General features: G+C 34.2%; 17 protein-coding genes. All 17 read right to left on the reverse strand.

The genetic code is table 11. The features are described 5' to 3' along the window. Positions 1-10: 10 nt before the first annotated feature. The 17 genes from VFM92_RS12545 to VFM92_RS12625 all read right to left on the reverse strand — a co-directional run bounded on the left by VFM92_RS12545 (position 11) and on the right by VFM92_RS12625 (position 23,721). Positions 11-136 (reverse strand): hypothetical protein, encoded by a 126-nt coding sequence (locus VFM92_RS12545; RefSeq protein WP_325121132.1) that lies wholly within the window; start codon positions 134-136, stop codon positions 11-13. A 158-nt stretch (positions 137-294) separates the two neighbouring features. Then, positions 295-1,053, reverse strand: a complete 759-nt coding sequence (locus tag VFM92_RS12550; RefSeq protein ID WP_325122567.1) for a carboxypeptidase-like regulatory domain-containing protein — start codon at positions 1,051-1,053, stop codon at positions 295-297. 88 nt (positions 1,054-1,141) lie between these two features. After that, positions 1,142-2,470 (reverse strand): DNA recombination protein RmuC, encoded by a 1,329-nt coding sequence (rmuC, locus tag VFM92_RS12555; RefSeq protein WP_325122568.1) that lies wholly within the window; start codon positions 2,468-2,470, stop codon positions 1,142-1,144. Positions 2,471-2,606: 136 nt separating this feature from the next. Continuing rightward, positions 2,607-3,287, reverse strand: coding sequence for an energy transducer TonB (locus tag VFM92_RS12560; RefSeq protein WP_325122569.1), 681 nt, complete (start codon positions 3,285-3,287; stop codon positions 2,607-2,609). A gap of 85 nt (positions 3,288-3,372) precedes the next feature. Beyond that, entirely contained in the window at positions 3,373-3,660 is a 288-nt protein-coding gene (locus tag VFM92_RS12565) for a VanZ family protein (protein WP_325122570.1), read from the reverse strand. A gap of 86 nt (positions 3,661-3,746) precedes the next feature. After that, positions 3,747-4,127 carry a glycine cleavage system protein GcvH gene (gene gcvH / locus VFM92_RS12570; protein WP_325122571.1) on the reverse strand — a complete coding sequence of 127 codons (381 nt, stop codon included), beginning with the start codon at positions 4,125-4,127 and terminating at the stop codon, positions 3,747-3,749. Between the two features lie 76 nt (positions 4,128-4,203). Then, positions 4,204-11,325 (reverse strand): cell surface protein SprA, encoded by a 7,122-nt coding sequence (gene sprA / locus VFM92_RS12575; protein WP_325122572.1) that lies wholly within the window; start codon positions 11,323-11,325, stop codon positions 4,204-4,206. A 52-nt stretch (positions 11,326-11,377) separates the two neighbouring features. Continuing rightward, complete coding sequence (gene ruvA / locus VFM92_RS12580) at positions 11,378-11,971, reverse strand: Holliday junction branch migration protein RuvA (protein WP_325122573.1); 594 nt, start codon at positions 11,969-11,971, stop codon at positions 11,378-11,380. Further along, positions 11,968-14,247: an NADP-dependent malic enzyme gene (locus VFM92_RS12585; RefSeq protein ID WP_325122574.1), complete on the reverse strand. Its 2,280-nt coding sequence runs from the start codon at positions 14,245-14,247 to the stop codon at positions 11,968-11,970. The genes ruvA and VFM92_RS12585 overlap by 4 nt, the downstream gene beginning before the upstream one ends. A 124-nt stretch (positions 14,248-14,371) precedes the next feature. Next, on the reverse strand, positions 14,372-15,466 hold the full coding sequence (locus tag VFM92_RS12590) for a DUF4837 family protein (protein ID WP_325122575.1): 1,095 nt from the start codon (positions 15,464-15,466) through the stop codon (positions 14,372-14,374). A 256-nt stretch (positions 15,467-15,722) separates the two neighbouring features. After that, positions 15,723-17,171 carry a lytic transglycosylase domain-containing protein gene (locus VFM92_RS12595; protein ID WP_325122576.1) on the reverse strand — a complete coding sequence of 483 codons (1,449 nt, stop codon included), beginning with the start codon at positions 17,169-17,171 and terminating at the stop codon, positions 15,723-15,725. 20 nt (positions 17,172-17,191) lie between these two features. Beyond that, entirely contained in the window at positions 17,192-18,616 is a 1,425-nt protein-coding gene (gene gatA, locus VFM92_RS12600) for an Asp-tRNA(Asn)/Glu-tRNA(Gln) amidotransferase subunit GatA (protein WP_325122577.1), read from the reverse strand. A 2-nt stretch (positions 18,617-18,618) separates the two neighbouring features. Then, complete coding sequence (locus VFM92_RS12605) at positions 18,619-18,864, reverse strand: twin-arginine translocase TatA/TatE family subunit (protein WP_325122578.1); 246 nt, start codon at positions 18,862-18,864, stop codon at positions 18,619-18,621. 143 nt (positions 18,865-19,007) lie between these two features. Then, positions 19,008-20,213, reverse strand: a complete 1,206-nt coding sequence (locus tag VFM92_RS12610) for a murein hydrolase activator EnvC family protein (RefSeq protein ID WP_325122579.1) — start codon at positions 20,211-20,213, stop codon at positions 19,008-19,010. Continuing rightward, positions 20,203-20,949: a DUF4292 domain-containing protein gene (locus VFM92_RS12615; protein WP_325122580.1), complete on the reverse strand. Its 747-nt coding sequence runs from the start codon at positions 20,947-20,949 to the stop codon at positions 20,203-20,205. The genes VFM92_RS12610 and VFM92_RS12615 overlap by 11 nt, the downstream gene beginning before the upstream one ends. Beyond that, on the reverse strand, positions 20,933-22,705 hold the full coding sequence (locus tag VFM92_RS12620) for a tetratricopeptide repeat protein (RefSeq protein ID WP_325122581.1): 1,773 nt from the start codon (positions 22,703-22,705) through the stop codon (positions 20,933-20,935). Before VFM92_RS12620 ends, VFM92_RS12615 begins: the two co-directional genes overlap by 17 nt. 5 nt (positions 22,706-22,710) lie before the next feature. After that, a complete protein-coding gene (locus tag VFM92_RS12625; RefSeq protein WP_325122582.1) occupies positions 22,711-23,721 on the reverse strand; it encodes a sugar phosphate nucleotidyltransferase in 1,011 nt (336 codons plus the stop codon). Positions 23,722-23,859: the final 138 nt, after the last annotated feature.

Raw genomic sequence — 23,859 nt, forward strand, 5'->3', positions numbered from 1 at the left:
ATAAGGGAGGTCATTCCAGTTGGTAAACCTTATTGCTGGTAGGTTGCTCCTCAGCAGAGCCTACTTCCTCTTCAGATTTACATTCCCAATTTAATACAATATTTGGATAAAAATCACCAACTATTTTTGGCATCATTACCAACAAAAATGATGTGTACTTTTTTAGCAGAAATTACCCATTTGCCAGCAGACGAACAAGAAAATAATGAGTTAGAACTTAACTTTTGAATAGAAAAAATTACAAGAATACCAGATCGATGACATTCTAATTATTGGGTTTAGAGTGAGTTAAAATCAACCTTTCCGAGCGGTGTAATGCTCGAATTCCTTAATAATATGTAATGCAATTTCATATTCACTAGACCTTTTCACGAAAGCAGGGTCGAGGTCTAAGAATTGAATAAAATCTACCAACTCATCGCCTTTTAAGCCAGTTAAATTTGTGACAATCTCAGGGTTATACTTCTTATTGTTGGCTATAGTATTGGAGTGATTAGCGACAATTTGATAATATTTAACTTTATTTTTATAATTCTTATTAAGTTTTTTAACAATGAATGATAAAGGCTTATTTATCGCATATTTAAATGAATTTGTATAGCCTGGGTCGTAATTCTTGGGTATTTTGCCTTTGGGAACGGTTGGCATCAATCCATCAATCTTAATTGATTTGTCCTCGATATTATCCATACCAACCATCTTCCTCTTGAAATCAGATTCCGTTTCTGGAATATTACTCACTCTTACTTCATCTAATTGAATTACTGCAGGATTTAATTTAAATTTTAAAAACTGCTCATTATTTATCACAAATATTTTAGACTTAAAATTAACATTAGAGGCTATCAAAGTATCGCCTGGGTTTGCAACAATATAAAATAACCCATTTTGGTCAGAAATAGCCATTTTATTTGCACTGGTGTTTACAATATGAACTCCTTCAATAGGTACATTATCAGCATTTGAGGCAACTCTCCCCTTTTTAATTTGTGCATGCAAATCTGAAAAAGAAGCTATAATAAATAATAAAATGGTTAAGTTGATTAATTTCATTTAATTACGAACGCAATTAGATCAAATATTAGTACAAACTAACAAAAGTTTTTAACAGAAAATTCAATCAATTTTTACGAATAAAAGATTATTCCGTTGATCTATCCAAAAGTCGCTTATCTATGGATTTAGTAGTTTTAGCTCCTAATTCTCGTAAGATCTCTGTTCTTCTAATTAAGTTTCCTTTCCCATCGTAAAGTTTCTTCATAGCATCAGAATAGCTATTTTGTGTAGTTTTTAAATTATTACCGACTTTCAATAAATCATCAGTAAAGTTGGTGAATTTGTCATACAAAGCACCTGCTTGAGTTGCAATTTCAATCGCATTCTTATTTTGTAAATCTTGCTTCCAGATATAGGAAATAGTTCTTAATGTAGCCATTAAAGTAGTGGTAGAAACCAATACAATATTTTTATCTAAGGCTTTTTCATAAAGGCCATGGTCTTCTTTCAAGGCAATAGTTAAAGCAGGCTCATTTGCAACAAACATTAAAACATAATCTGGTTGATTGATATCATATAAATTTTGATAGTTCTTTTCTCCTAAGGTTTTAATATGAGTATACATGCTATCCAAATGATTTTTAAGAAAACGGGCTTGCTGTACATCATCTTCCGCATCGAAATAATTACTATAGGCAGTTAAAGAAACCTTTGAATCTAATACTAGATATTTATCATCAGGCATTTTAATAATGTAATCAAGTCTCTGATTGCCTCCTTCTTCATTTTTATAATTTTTCTCCTTTTCATAATGAATCCCTTTTTGCAAACCTACTTTCTCAAGAATGGCTTCAAGCTGCATTTCGCCCCAATTTCCCTGAGATTTAGAATCTCCTTTTAATGCCCTAGTGAGATTTTCAGCTTCTTTTGTAATTTGTAAATTCAGCTCTTTTAAAGAAGTAATTTGCTCTTTCAAAGCACTATTCCAAATCAGATTTTCTTTGTTACTCTTCTCTACTTTTTCTTCGAATTTATCAATCTTCTCACGTAAAGGGTTTAAAAGTTCTCCAATATTAGTTTTATTCTGATCGGTAAATTTCTTACTTTTTTCCTCGAAAATCTCTTGTGCTAAATTCTTAAACTCATTCTTAAATTGTTGTTGAAGTTCTGTTAACTCAGATTTATGTTCCTCCAATTTGGTTTTAAGATTTTTATAGTCGGATTCAACAGTAGATAATTGTCTATTTAATTGAACATTCTTTTCTCGCTCCTGAGCATGAGCATTTTTCTCTTCTTTCAATTCATTTATGAAATTATCTTTCTGGCTTCTTAAAACGCTTAATTCTGTTAAAACCTGTTGTTTCTCTACCTTTAAGCTTTCCAGTTCAGTTCCATTCTTATTTTGAGATTTAAGAATAAAATATGCTAAAACAGCTCCCACTAATAAACCAATAATTACCCCAATTATTTCCATATTAAAATTATTAAGCAACCAAAATGATAAAGACAAAAATAAAGATTCATTAGCTCATATCATTTGCATATTTAAAAAAGCGCATAAAAAAAAAAGCCGGTATAACCGGCTTTAGAAATTATTAATCTATAACATCTTAATTCAATACGAACCTAATAGGTATTACCCTTTGAGAACGTACTGCTCTACCTCTTTGCTTACCTGGTATCCATTTAGGGGCATTTTTAACCACTTCAACAGCTACTTCATCACAACCTCCACCTATACCTTTTACAGCTTTTACATCAGTTAAAGAACCATCTCTCTCAATTACGAATTGGACATAAACAACTCCTTCAATACCCATTCTTTGAGCTTGTCTAGGATATTTATCAGACAATTGAGTACCAACATAATCATAGAATGCTTGTATACCACCAGCTGGTTCAGCTTGTTGCTCTACAATTGTGAATACCTTATCCACTTCCTCTTCTACAACTTCTTCCTCGAATACGAGATCCTGAATAACATCATTTTGACTCATATCCATATCAAGATCTAATTCGATCTCTTCTTCGATCTCTTCTTCATCAGGAATCTCAATGATTTCCGGAAGTTTTACCTTGGGAGGCGGTGGAGGTGGCTGCTCCGTTGGCGGAATCTCCATGATCTCTTCCATATCATCAGTCACAGTTCCTAAATCCATCACTGGACCATCATCATAAAATTTGTACTCGAAAGCAAAAAACACCAAGGAAATGGATATAAACAATCCAATATTCAAAAAAAGCGTTGACTTTTTATTGATGTCTGCTTTCGGATTCTTTTTAAGTTCCATAATTAAACATCGTTTAGATAGTAAAACTATTATTTAATGAATTAAATTCAAATTTTCCGTCAATTCTTTTCAAAGAAAAAACAATTTAGAGCTTATAAATCAGATAAAATACAATCCATCCTGCAAAAACTCCAACAGTATTGGCAATGATATCCGATAACTCAAGACCTCTTTCTGGTATTAACGTCTGAACTAATTCAATTGTTAGTCCGTACATAAAACTTATTGATATAGATAATATAACAGCATTATAACGGACAAATAGGAAGGTATATTGTTTAGAAAACCCTAGGATAAGCAGAAATGATAAGATTGCAAAAACACTGAAATGCGCAATTTTGTCAAAACCAAATATATCCCACACATTTGTCATGGGCATTGATTCGCCTGGTGTTAAACCCAATAATAGGATAAGGCAAAACCAAATAATTCCAAATAAATTATACCTTAAAAACACAATTAGATCCCAATCAGCTCCTTATACTCGTCAGCCGATAATAATGAATCCACTGATGAAGGATCTGATAATTTCAGTTTTATCATCCAACCATTTCCATATGGATCATCATTAACAGACTCTGGTGCATCTTCTAAAGCTTCGTTAAACTCTAAAACGGTTCCTCCAACTGGCATAAATAAATCAGATACCGTTTTCACCGCTTCTACTGTTCCAAAAACATCACCTTCCGCTACTTCTTCATCAACAGTTTCCACTTCTACATATACAATATCACCAAGCTCACGTTGCGCAAATTCTGTGATACCTACATAGGCTTCATCTCCTTCTACTCTCACCCATTCATGGTCTTTGGTGTACTTCAAATTGTCAGGAATATTCATTCTTTTATTATTTAAATTTAGCTACTGATTTATAACTTATCCCAAAATTACACTCTTTTTCCGGATGCAAAAATTATTATTGCAATCCGAAGCTAACTTGTACACCAAAGGATGTATTTGTGGTTGGAAATGAATTCTGAACCCTTGGTTCGTTGAAATTTCTTTGATAATAAAAATTAAGATTCAATCTGTCATTAACAATATAATTCACTGTAGGTCTCAATTGAAAATTAATAGTTCCGTCAACTAATACATTTCTACCATCATCTAAAGTTCTTTGAACTACCTCCGTATCTCGCACAGTGATGCTTAGCTGCATTATCAAATCATTTTCGAGAGAAACAGTTCTCCCATTCACTTTAAAAGGTAAGGTAAAGTTAGGATCGGTAAATCCTATATCTATCACTACATCGTTACTTTTTTGATCAGTGATTTGAGAGGTTTCGGTACTAAGTGCTACATTTCGCTCTTTATTTAATTCAAATTTTGCAGTGAATCTTCCTTTACCTCTTAAGTTTACTCCAATCAATGGAGAAAATCGCTCCGAAATTAACACTTGACCGACTGTATAAACAGGTAAAAAGAATCCACTATCTGAAACTTCAGAAGGTAATGGATAATTATTCAAATTATTAGTTAAATTCAGTTCAGACTCACTGCTATATACCGCATTGTTGATATAATTATTGATAGTTAAAGTAGAAACATAGGCATGACTTATACTCACGCTAGGAAAAATTTCTTTAATGACCTTTATATTACTTAGTCCTTTATAATCGATACGCCAATTTGGTAAAGGAAACTTAGGGAATGGATTGGTATCAATTTCTTCGGGTGAGATACCAGAATATGCCGCTAAGAAAGATGGAATTAAAACATCTTGGTGATTCAATTGATATGCTCCATCATTGGGATTCAAATTTGAAATTCTTTGTCTCAAAACCTCTCTGTTTTGCCGAACCTGTTCAAATAACGGAGAATTATTTTCATCTGTGTTTACAAATGCTGTATTTATCATATTGTAACTCATGATATAATTCCCACTTCGAGTTGGAGTCAGATTAACAAAAGCATCTTGATCTTCGCTAAACCTAAATAATTCACTGTAATTTTCATTTACGGTCCTATTTACCTCTAATTGGATATTTAAATCTTTTGTTGGCTCAAGTGTTGCTTTTATATCCAAGGTTTTGACAATAGATTGAGTGTAGAAATTAGATTGTGAAGATGATTTGGCTAACCAATTATTTTCTGCTGCATTAAATCTTATACTTGGATCTTGACTACCTAAAATAAATGGGATACCAGGAGCCGTCAGTGAGGAATCAAGTCCAAAAAGGAAAGCTCTATTTCTAAATCCGGGAAGAATGGTACCTCCTCTTTCAGAATAATTTCCCGTTATATTTTTCACAGACATTAATAATTTCAGAAGTCCTTTCACAATTGGTGCTCCTGGTTGCGTCCAGGTAGTATCTTCTTGATCCGCCCTCATTCTAGGAGGATTATTGATACTATTTAAAATTTTTAATTTATTGTAAAGCTTGTTCATATCCAATCGAGAGTTCAACCCCCACTCACTGCTGTTTTGGATGATATGACCTAATGTATCGATTTGATTCAGTGAACCTGAAGTCCAATTAAAATCTACTTTATATCTAGCCTCGGAAGATATCCAATCAGTTAAAGGGAACTTTGCAAAGGGCACTTGATACCCTGTTATTATACTTTGATCAAAACTTTTCATCCTACCCAAATTCTGAAGATTAGTAATGATACTATCTCTTTTAGCTTCAGAATTAATTTCTCCCGGAGCCTCATCTATAATAGAAAATGCTCGAGCGGAATAATTCATATTGATATTTTCCGTCAAATTCCAATCTAAGTTATAGTTTCTATTGAGCGTAAAAGATTTTTGAAATTGTGGCTCAATGCCTTCTATTGTTAACCTATCATTTCTTAATTGTGTTTTCACATAACTTCTATCCAAATCGGCTCGAACACTAAAACTTGATGGTAAAGGATTAAAATTGATGTCTTGTATTAATTTTAGATAAGGCGAACTAAATAGTTCTACATTTTTTAATGGCGCGATATTGGTGTTCGGAAAGCCATAATTATATCCGACTGCTCCTTTATAATTTCTGGTTTCAAATTGTGCAGTTTGTAAATTGCTTCTATTTATATCGCTGTATATATAAGTGAAATCAAAATTTGAAATGGCAAATGGCAATACGAGTTTATCATTAGATTTGCGTTCTTTCCGAACATTCGTAAAATTAATGCTTCTTCTAACTTCCTGATCTACCACCAAATTTCTGTAATCTTCTGCTTCTTGAACGGTTTCAAAACTTTCTAGAGCTGCCGTAAGGGGAATATCGGGATCTCTTGGATCAAAAAATGGGGTGGATGTAAAAGTTTGATATCCAAGATACATCGGGATTTTCACGCCTGATTCATCTCCAAAGAATTTTCCTAGACTTATATTAGCTGATACATCAAATGCTTCAGCTGTTTCACGAGTTCTCTGGGCAATATTTTGTTCTATTCCACCAAATCCAACTGTGGAATAGTTAGTCCCTACCGTTACATTGGCAAAATCGGCTAGCTTTGCATTCATGGTGGCATTTGCCGCCCAGCCATTTGTTTGGTCAAAATCTGTAACTCGCATTTCATTCGCCCAAAGGCAAATATTTTGGGGTAGTGTATTGCCACCATCAGGATTTCGGATACCAATCATCATAGTTTGAACAGAAGTCATATCAGGTCTTCCTCTTACTGTAATTGTATATTTGCCAAGCTCTTCAGAATATGGAAGTAAAATATTCTGATTCCCTAAAATTCTGTTTCTCCTAGCTTTCAATTCATAAAGTCGGTTAAGATCTAAATCGATTTCATTCTCTAGCGGCCAAATATCACGCGGACTAGTAGTTTGATATGGCGTAATCTTTAACGGGATTTCAATTTCATAGTAGTTATCATCAAAATCAGTCCCTAATCGTACGAAAGCAGTAACTTCATCATCCTTAACTTGCGGTCCTTGAGCATGGAGAAAAAGTTTAAGCCTGTTGTAATTGATAAGGTCAAAATTCACGTTTTTAAAAGCCGCCACTGCTCTTCCATCCTCCAAATCTTCTACACACAATTGGATTGATTTTTCATTTTGCCGAACTGGATTTGCAACTGACGCAATGTCTTGGTCACGTGTGATGCCAGGAGGTAAAGTATAAGGCACTTTTCCCTGACCATTTTCAGAATTGGCTTCTATACTGACTGAAGAAATTACCAAATTAGAAGATTCTTCTTCTGGTGTTTCAATTATTCCTGTTTTGACTAATGAGCCATCATACTTACGCCATTGAGAACCTACCAATCTAAAATCTGCCATTCTTAAAACCACAGGTTGTTCAAAATCAGTTAAAATTGTTCGAATGTATCTGATAGTCTTAAATCCTTGAATATTACCTTGCGTTCTATCAGGATTTCTTACTGGGATCCTAAAAAGATACCATTTAACATTTTCATCCTCATCAGAAGCAGTTACTTCATCGACTATAAGAGGATTGTTGGCAACGCTTAACGTACTTCTAGATAATGGTACTTCATATTCATAATATTCCTCTAAAGTTGATACCGTTCTATCATTGTTCAAATCTTCAGAGTCTGGATATCTACTACCTGAAGGGTTTACGTCAGTATCACCATTATTGGCAGGGGTATTTCCTTCCAAATTACTAAAGTCCTTATAGCGCTCCAGAACCGGTGCTTCTCGTTCATCAAACTCCTCGCCGAGGAAAAATGTAAAATTATCTGCAGAAATATCATTCAAAATACGGTTTTTAGCTTCTGGAGAAATTTGTGTGTTTGCCATAATTTCATCCACAAATTCGCTATAAAATTCTGCCTCTTGGTCATTTCTAACACCATCTAATCCAACATCTTGATTTTCTCTAGCATTAGCATCTGCAGAGAAAACATCCGTAATAGGAGCATTAGAAGGTACTCTTGCCACTTCTGTGATATCTACTTCCGATTCATTAGTATAATTTTCCGGCAATCCATTTTCAAAAGATAATTTATTATCAGATAATACATCCTCAGACACACTCCCTAAGTTAAAAATTAATTTCCCACCCGTAGTATTATTAGTGGCATCTTCAGTTCCATCATCCACCACACCCCTATCGGTTTGAATAAATGGATCTAACAACCAGAATTCGATGTACTCAATATTATTCTTGTCAAAATCAACTTCCGAAGTAATAGCTCTGGTAATCCCTGCCCAGTTTTGTTTGGGGTTCTTTAAAAAGCCTTCAGAAGTCAAATCACTATTAAAATTATACATCCCTCTTTCGTCAGGAAAATAAGCAATATCAAATGTCTGTTGTAGATTAATTCCAAAATTAGGATCTCGGTTCTTATAAATTTCCTGCTCAGCAACACTCCTTACATAGTGATTCTCTTTCGCTTCATCTGAAATCTCGGGTAAATTAAAACCTGTATTTTGGTAAATGGCAGTGTTATCAATATTATACCATGCTATTTTTGCACGTTTTTTATTAACACCGTATTTACCTTGACCGATAAATCGCATATCCCCCGTTTCGGGTGTGGAAGCCAAATTCCAACTTACAAAATCACTTCCCAAATTATTAACCGTGACTGATTGCTCGAAATCATCTAAATATGCAGTTCCTTGACCATCCACTTCACTGCTTGTTCCGGGAATCAACTGAGCAAACTCCCCTCTAAAGCTTAGAGAAGAAGGTTCCTTCGTATCGATCAATGGAATTAAATCTACTAATTTCGTCAGAAAAGGAGCTTCATCATTATAATTTAAATCTACCCCCCATTTGGTGTTACTTGATGGCTCTGAACCTATTGTGTATCGAGAAACCCCTAAAGGTCTTTGCGTGTGTTTCAAAACCGTAGCACCTACATTAAATTTATCACCTAAAACATAATCAAACCGACTTCCAACTAGTGTCTTTGATTGAAAATTAAACATGTCTTCTGTTTCAAAATCAATGTCCAAATCTCTACCTGAACCCAAAATACCTTCATTAAGAATAATCACCCTGCCTAAGTTATAATCCACTCGGAAATCAATACCTTCTTGGAGGGGGGTTCCTCCGGCACTGACTCTAACAGAGTTTTCTGCAATATTTAATCCAGGAAGTGCTATTTCAGTAGAAGATCCACTTTCGTATTGTCCTTTTATAAAAAATTTATCTTTGGAGGTAAGTTGCTGAGCATCGTTTTTAGTAGATTCATATAGCGTATTGAAAACATATTTACCTCTAAATGTTTGTTCATCTTCTCTGAATTGTTCGCTGAGGCTACTTCCGAAAGGCTCTAAAACGGGAAAAATAATTTTTCCTTCTTCTTGATTGATCGTTAATCCATTAATAAAATCAAAGTTACCGTCAGGTTGCGGATCATTATTCTGATTTAAACTATCTAGGTTAAAAATTCTAAGCAAAGGAATATCTTGCAATGAACTTTCATGTAAACTTGGATTGTCTTGTCCCGTTCTGTCATCTCTATAAATAATCCGAAGTTGAAAACCATCCTGAGAAATTTGATTTCCTTGCAGGTTGTAAATATTCTTCATCATCAAATCCCATGTTGGTACATCTACATTGATTTTTGAAGGTCTAAGAAGTTTTAAAATAACCACTTCGTCATCCGATCTACTTCCGTAATTTTCCGCCATTTCTCCTACTTGAAATCTTTCACCATTATAAGTATACTCATAAGATACAGCAAGTAATTCATCATTTTGAAGCTGCCTTCTCAAAGAAATATATCCCAACACCTTATCGAATGAATATTCAGTAGCATCTAACTTTCTTGCTACATTAATTATTTCATAATCTTCTGTTCTGGCTAATTCTTGACTTGAAGTTTCTAAAGAGCTTAGAAAATTATCATAATTTTTATTGTAGCTATTGATTTCAGCCCATAAACCGTTTGCATCATTATCAGTGGGACTATTATTTGGAATACCTGATTCTAAAAATTGAGGCTGATTGATGTCATTTGGATTAGCCTCTCCCAGGTCCATAAATGCGGCTATAGACCTTAAATTTTGTGTGTTTTGATTTCGATTAAGAATATAAACTTCTACCCTTCTGATATCCAAACTTGAATTCACTCTAGGTAAACCACTTAACCACCTTTCATAATTATTTCTAAAAAAATGACCTAAAAAGAAATGTCTATTTTCATCGTAATCTGAGGCTCGAACTTCAAATTCCTGTCTTTGAGAACCTCCTTCTACTTTGATGCTTTCTGCTTTTCCTCTTTGCGTGGAAGCAACGCTAGTAACAAATAAATGCCCAAACTGCATTTGTGTTTTTACTCCAAAAAGATTCTGTGCACCAGACATGAGTGAATTATTGACTGGCATACTCACATTTCCAATTTCAATTTTCTTTAAAATTTCTTCCTCATAACCTGTATATTCTACTTTTAAATCATTCTGAAAATCAAATGAATTATTATTTGCAAAGTTGGCCGTGACCGCAAGCTTGTCTCCCACCTTGCCTACTGCATTCATATTGATTTGTTGATCGAACTCAAAACTTGCATATCGTTGTGATTGAGCTGGAAGATTGGGATTCGCATTTTTTGTGAATCTACCCCCAAAATCAAGTGTGATAAATCCATTTGGAATTAACTCAACGAAGCTACCTCCGAATAATCGATCAAAAACTGGACTCACATAAAGTGGTGGAATTAATGAACGACCACTTACAGCACTTTCACCATCAAGCCCTAAAGAACGTTCTTTCCAGTATTCTCTTAAAATTCGATCATCTTGATAATCGGAAAACTCTTCATACGACATAGAAGAGGTAGGTCTGAAATCAATATCTCCAATCGTTTCGTAAAAGTAATAATTAAAGCCTGTGTCTATTTCAACTTCTAAAGTTAAAGCAGCTGGATCTTCCAGCAATAGTGGGCTGTTGCTAAAATTATTTAAAAAGGGGTTTCCGTAGCGGTCCTGTGCTTGGTAGGTTGGTCTTCTACTAGGCTGGTAATTTCGAACACTATCAACCTTAGTGCTGTCTACTTTTGTGCTGTCCGTTTTAGCAGTATCCTGAACCTGCTGAACTTCTTGAAACAATTCAAAAGAACTTGCGTTAAAATTTGCATATAGATGACTCTTTCCCCCAAAAAAGAGGATAAAAAGCATTATAACCCATAAAAGAAGTGGAACCCTTCTACTTAGCAAAATAAAATTTAGTTTAAGCTGATTTTAATGCTTGTTTAATTAATTGCTCTAATGTAATATCTTCTTTATTAGCCTGCAAAATCTTATCAATTACCTTCTCAGCTGAATTTTTAGCGAAACCCAGATTTATCAAAGCAGATAACGATTCATTTCGTAAGCTATTGTTTGAAGATACACTAGAATGTCCACTTTCAGTGATTAAATCTTCTTTCTTATATTTATCTTTCAATTCAAGAATCACTCTTTGTGCCGTTTTGGCACCAATTCCTTTAATAGACTGAATTTGCTTAACATTATCTGCTACAATAGCAGACTTAATTTCTTTAGGATTCATGGCTGAAAGCATACCAATTGCTGTTGATGGGCCAATACCTGAAATTCCAATTAAATCTAGAAATACTTTCCTTTCTTCCGATAAATGAAATCCGTAAAGCGTTTGCGCATCCTCCTTTACATGGAAATGAGTCAATACTTTCGCTTCTTTTTGCTTCTTAAAAGCATCGTAGGTTGATAAAGGAATATTAACATGATAACCTACTCCCCCAACATCAATGATGAGGTGAGTAGGCTCTAATTCTATTAAAATTCCTTTTAAATATGAAATCATAAGTTTGTTCGGGTCTGATAATTCTGAGCATCCACTACTGAAATAGCCACCATATTTACTATTTCTCTAATTGAGCTACCTAATTGCAAAATATGTACAGGTTTATTCATTCCTAATAGAATTGGACCAATTGCCTCAGCATTACCTAATTCCATTAATAATTTATAGGCAATATTTCCAGAAGCTAAACTTGGGAAAATAAATGTATTAGCCCCCTTTTCAGCTAATTCACTAAACGGATAGGTTTCTTTTAATAATTCTTCGTTTACCGCGATATTGGCTTGTATATCACCATCTATTATTAATTCAGGCCATCTTTCTTTGGCAATTTTTCTAGCTTGGGCAGTTTTCTCTGGGATTTCGCCTTTGCTGCTTCCAAAGTTGGAATAGGAAAGCACCGCCATACGAGGCTCAAAACCAAAAACTTTAGCTCCTCTTGCTGTTAATCCTATGATTTCTACTAATTCATCAACTGTTGGATTTGTATTTACGGTAGTATCGGAGAAAAAGAATGTCCCTTTTTTAGTCAGTAGAATATACATACCTGCAACTCTTTTTCCTTCTTCGGCTCCAATAATTTCAAGTGCTGGGCGAATGGTCTTCGGATAATCTTTAGTAAGTCCAGAAATCAATGCATCTGCTGCACCTAATTCAACCATCATGCTACCGAAATAATTACGGTCACGCATTAATTTTACTGCCTCATATTGAGTAACACCTTTTCGTTTTCTTTTATCGTAAAGTACTTTCCCGTATTCCTGACGCTTTTCCTCATCAAGAAAATTATCTATTATATCTATACCGGTCAAATCTAACTGATGAGTTTCAATTAGAGCTTCAATTTTTTCTCTATTTCCTAATAATATCGGTTGAGCAATTCCTTCATCAATAACCATTTGAGCAGCTTTCAAGATATTTACATTATCTGCTTCAGCAAAAACCACTCTTTTAGGATCTTTCTTAGCTTTGGTAAGAATTCTGTTCATCAATTTCTGATCAACCCCAATTCTTTTTTGAAGCTCAACGTCATAAAGAGCCCAATCTTTAATATTGGTTTTAGCTACTCCTGATTCCATGGCTGCTTTGGCTACTGCGGGTGAAATGGTAGTGATTAATCGAGGATCTAATGGTTTTGGAATCAAATATTCTCGTCCAAAAACAATTTTTTGATCGTCATAGGCTTTGTTAATTAATTCCGGTACAGGTTGCTTAGCCAGTTCTGCAATGGCATAAGCGGCTGCTAGTTTCATTTCCTCATTAATCGCAGTTGCTCTCACATCCAAAGCACCACGAAAAATATAAGGGAAACCAATTACATTATTGACTTGGTTAGGATGGTCAGATCGACCCGTAGCCATAATAATATCTTTCCGAACTGAAAGTGCATCTGCGTAAGGAATTTCCGGATCCGGATTCGCTAAGGCAAACACAATTGGATTATCTGCCATTGCTTTGATGTGTTTTTTACTAATCACATTTCCTGCAGACAATCCTAAGAATACATCGGCTCCTTGCATTGCATCATATACCTCCTTAATATCAGAATTATCAGAAGCAAATAATCTTCCAAATTCACTTAAATCATCTCTATCTTTTGTGAGCAAGCCTTTTCTATCAAACATATAAATGTTTTCAATCTTGGCTCCCAACGAATGGTATAATTTAGTGCATGAAATAGCAGCTGCACCAGCTCCTAGCACTACAATTTTGACATCTTCAATTTTTTTGTCTACTAATTCCAAGGCATTCAGCAAGGCCGCACTAGAAATAATAGCCGTTCCATGCTGATCATCATGCATTACTGGAATATTCATTTGCTCCTTTAATGCAGTTTCTACTTCAAAACACTCAGGCGCCTTTATATCTTCTAAATTAATTCCTCCAAAAGTAGGTTCTAATGATTTGATTATTTCAATCAGTTTTTTAGGATCTTTTTCTTGTATTTCGATATCAAAAACGTCTATTCCTGCGAATTTTTTAAATAACACACCTTTTCCTTCCATAACAGGTTTAGAGGCATCAGGTCCAATATCTCCTAATCCTAAAACAGCAGTTCCGTTTGATATAACGCCTACCAAATTTCCTTTGGCTGTGTATTTATAGGCATTTTCTTTATCTTTTTCAATCTCTTTACAAGGTTCTGCCACTCCTGGCGAGTAGGCTAATGCTAAATCCGATTGAGAGCTTAACATTTTTGTAGGCACCACCTCAATTTTACCTGGTGACCCTTGCATATGATAGTTTAATGCGTCCTGTCTGCGAACTTTTTTTGGCATAATAAATATGTAATAGTAAATAATAGCATACTTAATCTTTTATTCAAAGTTTAGATTAAGTCCATAATAAAAGAAAAATTGAATTTAGGATAGCAATCTCAAATCAACAAGAAAAAGATTCAAATTAGTCGTTAATTCCAGTAGGCGTTTTAGCTGTTCCTAGAATTGCTTTCAACTTACGCATAGGCTCTCTTTTTTCCCCTCCAGGCGCATCCAAATAGCCTTCTAAATAATAAAGCTCTCCTGTGGCTTCGTTAGCAAAAAGATAACTTACGAAAGCCCCTCCTCTTGAATTATCAGAATATTTCCACAAACCTTTTGTTCTGATAGCATAATTACCATTCAGATTAACAGTATCAATTACAAATTCAACCTCATCTTGACTTGTTAGGTGCAAATCAGGCAAATCTTTGTCTGTAATATATTTTTCACCCAAGGAATTTCTTAATTCTTTAATGTTATTAGGATTGAAAACTTCATCATTATTATAAGGCATTCTTACAAGCCATAAATTAAATTCCTCTTCAGAATCAAGCTCTCTTAGCCATATAAAATTATCTTCCTTCACTGCAATATCAAACCCATTTGGAATAATAAGTTCTAGATTCAAACTATCTGCAATATAATTCATAATCCCTGTTTCAGCTGAACTTTTGAATGATTCTACCAATCTATTCGTCTCTTTGACATTGAAAAATTCCTTTATAGCAGTTCTATTTGCTTTCAAATTTTTAATTAATTCTTGCTCATTTCTTCCAAATAAATACAAAACCTCCTGACCGCGAGCATAAACATCTTGCTGATTGAATGAAAATATATCTGGGTTTTTATTGATTTGATTTAATGAATTATCTGTGAAATATCTTTTCATATATTTCCCTTCTGGCTTATTGTTGTCTAGCGTGGCTACAAATAACAAGTTTTTTGAGCTTTTAAATATGCTGTTAAACTTACTAGGGTCCACTTGTTTCAAATCATAAAGAGGTTCGTTTTGTGGTAAAGCCGCAACATTTGAAGTAAATATTTCTTTAATTAAGTCACCTAATTCACCTTCCCAAATAGATGGAGGCATTACCATGATTATCTCTCCAGACTCCCCTCTAGCATTCGGTAAAGTTCTATTATCATCAGAATTCTCATTTCCAGAATCGCATGAAAATAATAAAAGTGTAGCAAAAATTATGGATAAAATGCTTTGGTATTTTTTAAGATTATTCATGTGTATATGTTTTATTTTTTATTCGGCACATGGAATAGCTCAGCCACCAGAAAACCTTAAAACCAACACTTTTACTTATATTATTCAAGCTCGGTTGGTATTCGGCAGTTTATGGTTATTTCATGTGTATAGTTTTATTTTCAACGGTCAAATGTAATTCGATAAATTTTATTCCTGCCAGAGGCAGACAAGCTATCCTTGGTCGGTATGTTGAGGATTCTAAAATTTACGCTCATTTCATGAAAGATTAATTTAACTATGAGTTACTGTTAATTTTCAAAACCTGACCAGGCTTTATGCTATTTCCGTCCAAATTATTTATTTTTTTCAACTTTTCTACCGTTAAGCCATCAAATTTTCTAGAAATATCCCATAATGTATCTCCAACTTGCACTCTATATTCTCCAGACTGAATGTTAACGTTTTGATTAGAACTTGCATTTTGACTTGCTGATGCTAGTTTACTATTAGATTGATCATAAAATTCATCTGCAATCCAGATATTTATAGGTTGTCCTACCCTGATAATCGTTCCATTCAAGTTATTCCATTGTTGTAGATCTGCTATCCTAACCTTATAAGTACTGGCAATTTTACCTAATACATCTCCTGATTTGACTTTATAGGTCAATTTTTGACGACCATACGTACTTCCTACTTCATTTTTTACTAACCTTTCGAAATGCTCTTTACCTTGACCTGCAAAACGCATAATTTCATTCAAATTTTCTACAACAAAGTCCATTTGATGCGAAGGAATTCTTAATGGATACATATTATGGTTTTCAGAAATAGCACCATGTTTCAGCTCTGGATTTAAATCATTTAAAGTCTCCATGCAAATGCCTGAATGCTCAGCAAATAAAGGCAAACTAAGAAATCCATTAATAGCAATCGTTTCATAATCAGGCATATATTCATATTCTTCAATAAAGAAATTATGCTCTTCCAAATAATTCATGCTATACATAATGGCTATGAATTGTGGCACATAGGACTTGGTTTCTCTGTATAAATAGGGGTAAATCTCCCAGAAATTCTTTTTATAACCACTTCTTCTGATTGCTTTTCTAACGTTTCCTGGGCCAGTATTGTAAGCTGCTAGTGCTAAAGGCCAATCTTCATAAAAATAATTATAAAGGAATGATAGATATCGGCAAGCTGCATCAGTCGATTTTTCCATATCCATTTTTTCGTCTAAATACCAATTCTCTGAAAGCCCATAATCCAGCCTGCCAGTTAAAGGCATAAATTGCCACAGCCCAACAGCTCCAGCTGGTGATTGTGCTTTTGGGTTTAAGCCGGATTCTACTATTGCTAAATATTTTAACTCATCGGGCAATCCATATTTCTTCAAATAACGCTCAATCATCGGAAAATACTTAGTCTGCAATTTGGCAACTTTTCGGGTATATTCTCTATCCGTAACAGTAAAGTAGCGAATGAATGAATTGACAATAGGATTGTAAGTTAATGGTATTTCATTTTCAATGAGTGCGAGACGTTCTTGTATGACGTTATCTTCAAATTCAGGCACAAATTCATATTGATGCGAGAAATGAATTAAATTTTCATTGGTAGTATCTTCCAAAACTAAAGTAGAATCAAAAGATAAAGTATAAAACAATGGACTTTTCTGAACTGCAAAACTAGCAGATAGCGAAAAAAGCCATATTAATGCAAAAATCGATATATTTTTTATCATTACTCTCCTATTAAAAAATATTAAGACTTCATCAAATAATCAGCAAATGCATATAATTCCCTTTCTTTGAATGAATCAGCCATAATCTGCAATCCTATTGGTAAATTTTGCTTATCCTTACCATTAGGAATTGAAATAGCTGGACTTCCTACCACGTTTGCTTGAACGGTAAAAACATCCTCTAAGTACATTTCTGCAGGATTATCTCGTTTAGTACCTAATGAAAAAGCTGTTGTAGGCGTAGTTGGCATTATAATAAAATTATACTCTGCGAACACCGCGCTGGTTTCATCTCGAATAATTCTTCTAACCTTTTGCGCTTTTGTGTAGTAATCATCGAAATAGTCAGCTGATAACACGAAAGTTCCCAACATAATTCTGCGTTTCACTTCTTCACCAAATCCTTGCGTTCGGGAAAGCTTATACATACTCTCAACATCTTGAACTTCTGAAGCCCGATATCCATATCTTACCCCATCAAAACGCGATAAATTAGAACTTGCTTCTGCTGTGGTTAAAATATAATAAGTTGGTAAAAGATAATCTAAATATAGAAATGTGACTTCCTCTACTTGATGTCCTTGTGATTTTAACCACTCTAGTTTTGAAAGTGTGGCTTCTTTAATTTCTGGTTGAAGTGCTTCGCTTTCTAAGGTTTCCTTTACGAATGCTATTTTCAACTTTTTATCAAGTTGGAGATTTTCAGCATAAGCAGGCACTTTTTCCGAGGAAACCGTACTATCGAATTCATCATGACCCGCAATTACTTCTAAAATTAGGGCATTATCTTCAATATTTTTTGAAAGAATTCCGATACAATCGAAAGAAGATGCAAAAGCTATTAATCCATATCGAGAAATTCTGGAATAGGTTGGTTTTAAGCCAACGACTCCACAAAAAGCTGCGGGTTGCCTTACTGACCCGCCAGTGTCAGTACCTAAAGAGGCCATACAAAGTCCAGCTTGAACTGCAACTGCGGATGCACCCGAAGAACCACCTGCTACTTTTGAATTATCTGCGGCATTGAGGGTCGGACCAAATGCAGAATTCTCATTTGAAGACCCCATCGCAAATTCATCACAATTCTGAGACCCAATGATAATGGCGTCTTCATCGAGTAATCGTTGGACAGCTGTTCCGGTAAATTGAGACTCAAAGCCCTCTAAAATTTTGGAAGCAGCACGTACTTTATAATTTTCTTGAACCAATACATCCTTAATTCCTATCACTAATCCAAAGAGTTTTCCTAAAGGCTTTCCAGCTTTCAACTTCTTTTGAAGTTCTTCGGCTTTAGCCAATGCTTCAGTTTCATAAACATCTAAAAACACATTAAGGTGCTTTTGCACCTTAATTTGATTTAAATAATATTTAACAACTGAGGTTAGGGAATACTTCTCCTGCTTCAGCTCAAGTTGAAGTAATTTCAGACTGTGATAAGTGTCCAATTTTATTGGTCCTTTGTATTGCTACTTTCAGTCGTGTCTGTTTTGGAAGTTGTATTTTTTCTTCCTCCGTCTTCAATGTTATCTTTAATCTCTGTGGTAGCATCTTTAAATTCTCTAATACCTTTACCCAATCCTCTTGCCAAGTCAGGAATTCTTTTAGCACCAAAAAATATTAATATCACCAACATGATAAGGAGGATTTCCCATCCGCCTATTCCACCGCCTAAAAATGCAAATACTGTGTTCATTGCTTTCAATTTAATAATGTGAACGTAAAGTTAAATAATAATCCATTGCATAAGCAATCAGACATCAAAAAATTGATTGCTTATTCTTACATAAGGGAAAATTTAGAGGAATAGTTCAGGGGTAAAGGTTCTATTTTACTTTATCACTTCTTAAACAACCACTGTTCTGGGTTTAATTTATTATTATTTTTCCAGACTTGGAATTGAATTTCTGAAGTACCGTCTCTGTCAGTATAAACCACTCCCAAAGATTGCTTGGCCGTTACCTTTTCACCCTTTTTAACGTCTACTGTTTTGAGCTTAGCATAAACCGTGAAATATTCTCCGTGTTGTACCATTACTACGTTGTTCATACCTGGTATAAAGGCCACATTTTTCACTTCTCCATCGAAAACTGCTCGAATTTCTTCGTTTTCGTTTGTCTGAATATCTACTCCATTATTATTGACAATTATATTTTTATATACTGGATGTGGATGTGTTCCGAACTTCTGAGAAATAAAACCAGCTGTTACTGGCCAAAATAATTTATTCTTATTTCCTGCAAATGAATCTGACAACTCCTTGGCTTCAGGAGTTAAAGCAAATTTAGATGATGAAGCACCTTTGGAGCTTTTTTCAATCTCCTCCTTTATTAAATCCGCTATTACCTTTTCTAAATTTTCAACTGCCTTTTTCCGTTCATCAATCTCACTTCTTACTTGCTTCTCTCTTTTGCTCAATTCTGCAACGAGATTACTTTGGCTAATTTTTAATTTATTTAACTCTCGATTTCTAAAAATTTGTTCTTGCAGCAGGGTGCTTTTCTCCATACGGACGTCTTCTACACTTTCCTTTTGACCGATTAATAACTCTTTAATCATTTCAATTTGCTTGGCTTGCTGTCTTCTCATGGTACCATAATATTCCATGTATTTTAGGCGCATAAACATCTCATAAAAAGACTCTGATGCAAAAATATATGCTAGCTTACTTAAAGATTGATTGCTTTTTTGCGTGGCATAAAGCATGCTAATATATTCAGCTTTCATGCTTTCCAAATCTTCTTCCATAGAATTGATAATACTTCCAATTTCGTTAAGCTTCTCATTCAATAAACTTAATTCATTGGATATAGAATTAGTAAGTGCTTCCTGAGCTTCTATTTTGTAGTTTAAAGCATTTAATTGACCGATAGTCGCACTCTTTTTATACCTGGTCTGATTTAATATTTTTTCAGCCTGATTTATTTTCTCAAGGTTTTCTTTCTTTTCTTGCTCTAACTGAGCTCTAGACTTTTGGGCTTTAACGCTCTGTAATGCAAATAGAAAAAAAAGCAATAAAATAATATAGGGAAATTTAATTTTCATATCTATCGGGAACACTAAACGGGAATGAAATTGGAGTGCTTCCTGCATCAACTTTAGAATGAATGATTTCTACTGTTGTAGATTCTTCGCCTGAGGTGCCTTTCGAAATAATATTAACATAAGCGTTAAAAGGGAAATTTTGGTTTGCCACAATATTAAAATTTGTGAAGATCATCTCCATTTTACTTCCATCTGGTATTTCTTGAACTTTAATGCTTTTTACTTTTCTATTTTCTGATGAAGCTAAAGTCTGTAATTCAAAACGTCCTCTTTTTTGATTAATTCTCAATTCTCCCGACCTCTTAGAAAAATTATCATCTCCTTTAAATTCAAATACTTGATTACCTAAAAGGATAGATTGAATAATTTGAAAATTAATATCAAAATTAAGTTCATTACTCAAACTTTCAAAATTGTAGCGATAGACTTCCTTATTTACTCTATCCAAAAAAACAATAGTATCTTGACTTATATATCCTCTGGCTGCTTCTATACCAAAAATAGGAGCAACTGAAACCCAAATGATGCTATCTTTTTTTATCCGAATATTGGCGTTGGAACTTAAGTTTCGGTCTGGAGAATTAAATTTAATCTTGGATTTAGCTTGCAAATACTCAAAATCAAATTTTTCTAATGCATATTCCTTTTCTACAGTGGAAGTTGGTAAAAGCTTTTTACCGCAAGAGGTGAAAATCAAAGCTGCAGAAAATAGTAATACGCTAAATAGATGCTTCATAATATTGTTTTTCAGATATTTTTTTGTCAATTAAATCGGATGCTCCACCTTTCATTTTGGCACGCTTCCATTGTTGCAATGCTTCCTCTTTCTTTCCTAATTTAAAGAGTGCATCTGCATAATGCTCAATAATTGTTCCAGATGCTTGCAATTTTACTGCTTTCTCTAGAACAGTTAAAGCTTTTTCATATTCTCCTTTTTGAAATAAAACCCAACCGTGAGTGTCTAAAAAGTTAGCATTATTAGGATTAGCTTTTACCATAATCGAAGAAAGCTCCTTTGCTCTTTCCAAATTTTGCTTTCTTAAAGATAAATAATAAGCGAAATTATTTACCGCAAAATAATTCTCAGGATTAAGTTTTATAGCTTCTTCATAGGTCTCAAATGCTTTTTTATAGTCTTTATTCGCGTGATATGCATCCGCAAGTTGAGCCGCGAAACTACTTTTCATCCTGTCATTTCCAAAAACCATAGATTTACCTTGTTCCCAGAGCATAATGGCTTTTTTAAATTCCTTTAAAGCATAATAGGCAGATCCTCCGAATAAATATAATATTGGCTGATTAGGGAAATAGGTAATCGCTTCTTCGGAATATTCCGCAGCTTGTTGAAAATTATTATTTTCTAGTTCTAATGACAAGATATTTTGCCACAACTGAAGATTATCTCCATTTAAAGCAACCGCTTTCTCATAAAAAAACTGTGCACTATCTTTTTGATCTAGTTCAATAAATAAATCTCCGAATGCAGCAAATGCATTTGCTTCGGTATTATGAACTTCTATGATAGTCTCTCCTAATTCCTTAAACTTATTAGTGTAAGTAGGAGTAAGAGATTTTCTAATCAAAGCTATAAATTCATTTAGCTTTGATTCCAACGAAATTTCTTCAGAATGAAAGGCGGTTGTGAAATTAACTAAGGCAAGGTCTATTTGATTGCTTTGCCGATATAATTTCCCTAATTCTAAATGGGCTTCTGCTTGGTTAGGATGCTCAATTAAATAATTCTCCAGATATTCTATTGCTTCTAAAATTTTATTATTAGAAACCAATATTTGAGCCACTGAAACCGCATAACCTCCTACTTTCGGATAGGCATTCACTAAATTTTTTCCTTCAATTAGGGCTTCTTTTAATTTATTTTGCTGTAAATATATTTTTTGCTTTTGAATACTCACTTCCTCTAAAATACCTAATCGCTTTTCAATTCTATCGTATGTTTTTAAAGCATTATAAGGTTCTTCATTGTATAGATATAAAGCAGCCAATTCTAATAGGTAATCATCTGGTGCATCTTCAGCAAATTTGTACAGATCCTCATAAGTAGCAATTGCACCTGGCAAATCACCTTGAGCGGTTAGTATTTCCGCTTTTAATGACTGATAATAGTGATTATCTTTTTCCTTTTCCGTAGCATTTGAAATATACAAAAGCGCTTGATCAGTCTCCTCACTTGCTTTAAAAATTTCAGCAATTTTATAGTTTAAAGCTGCATTTTCAGGCATTATTTGATGGGCTTTTAAAAAGCTTTCTAATGCTTTCGCTTGATTTTCTATTGCTAGAAAATGCATCCCTTCCACAATCAAAAATTCTACATTGAAACGATCCACTTTTAGTGGGTCGGAATCTGGAAGAATATCTTCCTGCTGAAGAATTTCTGGAGTTTCGGGAGTCTGGGCATATAGTACCTCTACCTGTCCATGAAATAGACAGAAAATAACTAGAACCTTTAAAAAATATTGAAAGTTTTTGTTCACAATTTTTATTCAATCACTTTATTATAATCACCAATACTCAAGTCTTTAGCTGCGCCTTGGTACTGTACAAAATTTCCTAACATACTGTTTTTTATTTGTGCTTCAGATATGACAGAGTTTGTTTGAATAATACTGTTGCTTATTCGACTATCTTTAATCTCAGTATTATCTCCGATAGAAACGTGTGGACCTACTACAGAGTTCTTAATTGACACATTTTCTCCCAAATATACTGGAGGAATAATGACAGAATCCTCTATTTTAGCTGATTTACTGATTAATTTTTCACTTTTTATAAACTCCAAGTAACGTTGATTGGTATAAACTGTAGCATCTTTATTTCCACAATCCAGCCATTCAGTGACAGTACCTGGACGCAATTTCACTCCTTTATCTTTCATATTCTCCAATGCCACTGTAATTTGGAATTCACCACCTGCATCTTTGACGTCATTGTCCAAAAGATACTGAAGCTCTTTTCTTAAGTCTTCCCCTTTTTGAAAGTAGTAAATACCAATAATCGCTAAATTGGAAACAGGAGTTTTTGGCTTTTCAATGAAGTCAGTTATTACATTATCATTATTTACTTTTACTACACCAAAAGCGGAAGGATCGTCTACTTTTTGCGTCCAAATAATTCCTTCTTCGGAAGTATCTAATTTAAAATCGGCTTTGAAAAGCGTATCTGCAAAAGCAACTACCGAATTTCCTTCCAATAAATCTTTAGCGCACATGATAGCATGGGCGGTACCTAAAGCTTCCTCTTGATAATGAATGGAGCCTTCCGCGCCAACTGATTCAGCTATTTTTATTAAACTTTGCTCTATTTCTTTACCAAAAGAAGATTTTATAATAAATCCAATTTTATCTACTTGGCTACTGCAAACTTTTGCAATATCCTCCACCAAGCGCTGCACGATTGGCTTTCCAGCGATTGGGACTAATGGTTTTGGTACTGTTAATGTATGTGGACGCATGCGTTTTCCCATGCCCGCCATTGGAATGATAATGTTCATAATGTTTTATATTTAGCCCAGCCCCCTAACCCCCAAAGGGGGAATTCGCACGGAACTGCATTTACATTTTAATTTGATTTTGTATCGCTTTATTAAATCTTTAACTCGTGAAATTACAAAAGGAGTGATGAAACAAGC

Source organism: Marivirga sp., assembly GCF_035704835.1.
GTDB lineage: Bacteria > Bacteroidota > Bacteroidia > Cytophagales > Cyclobacteriaceae > Marivirga.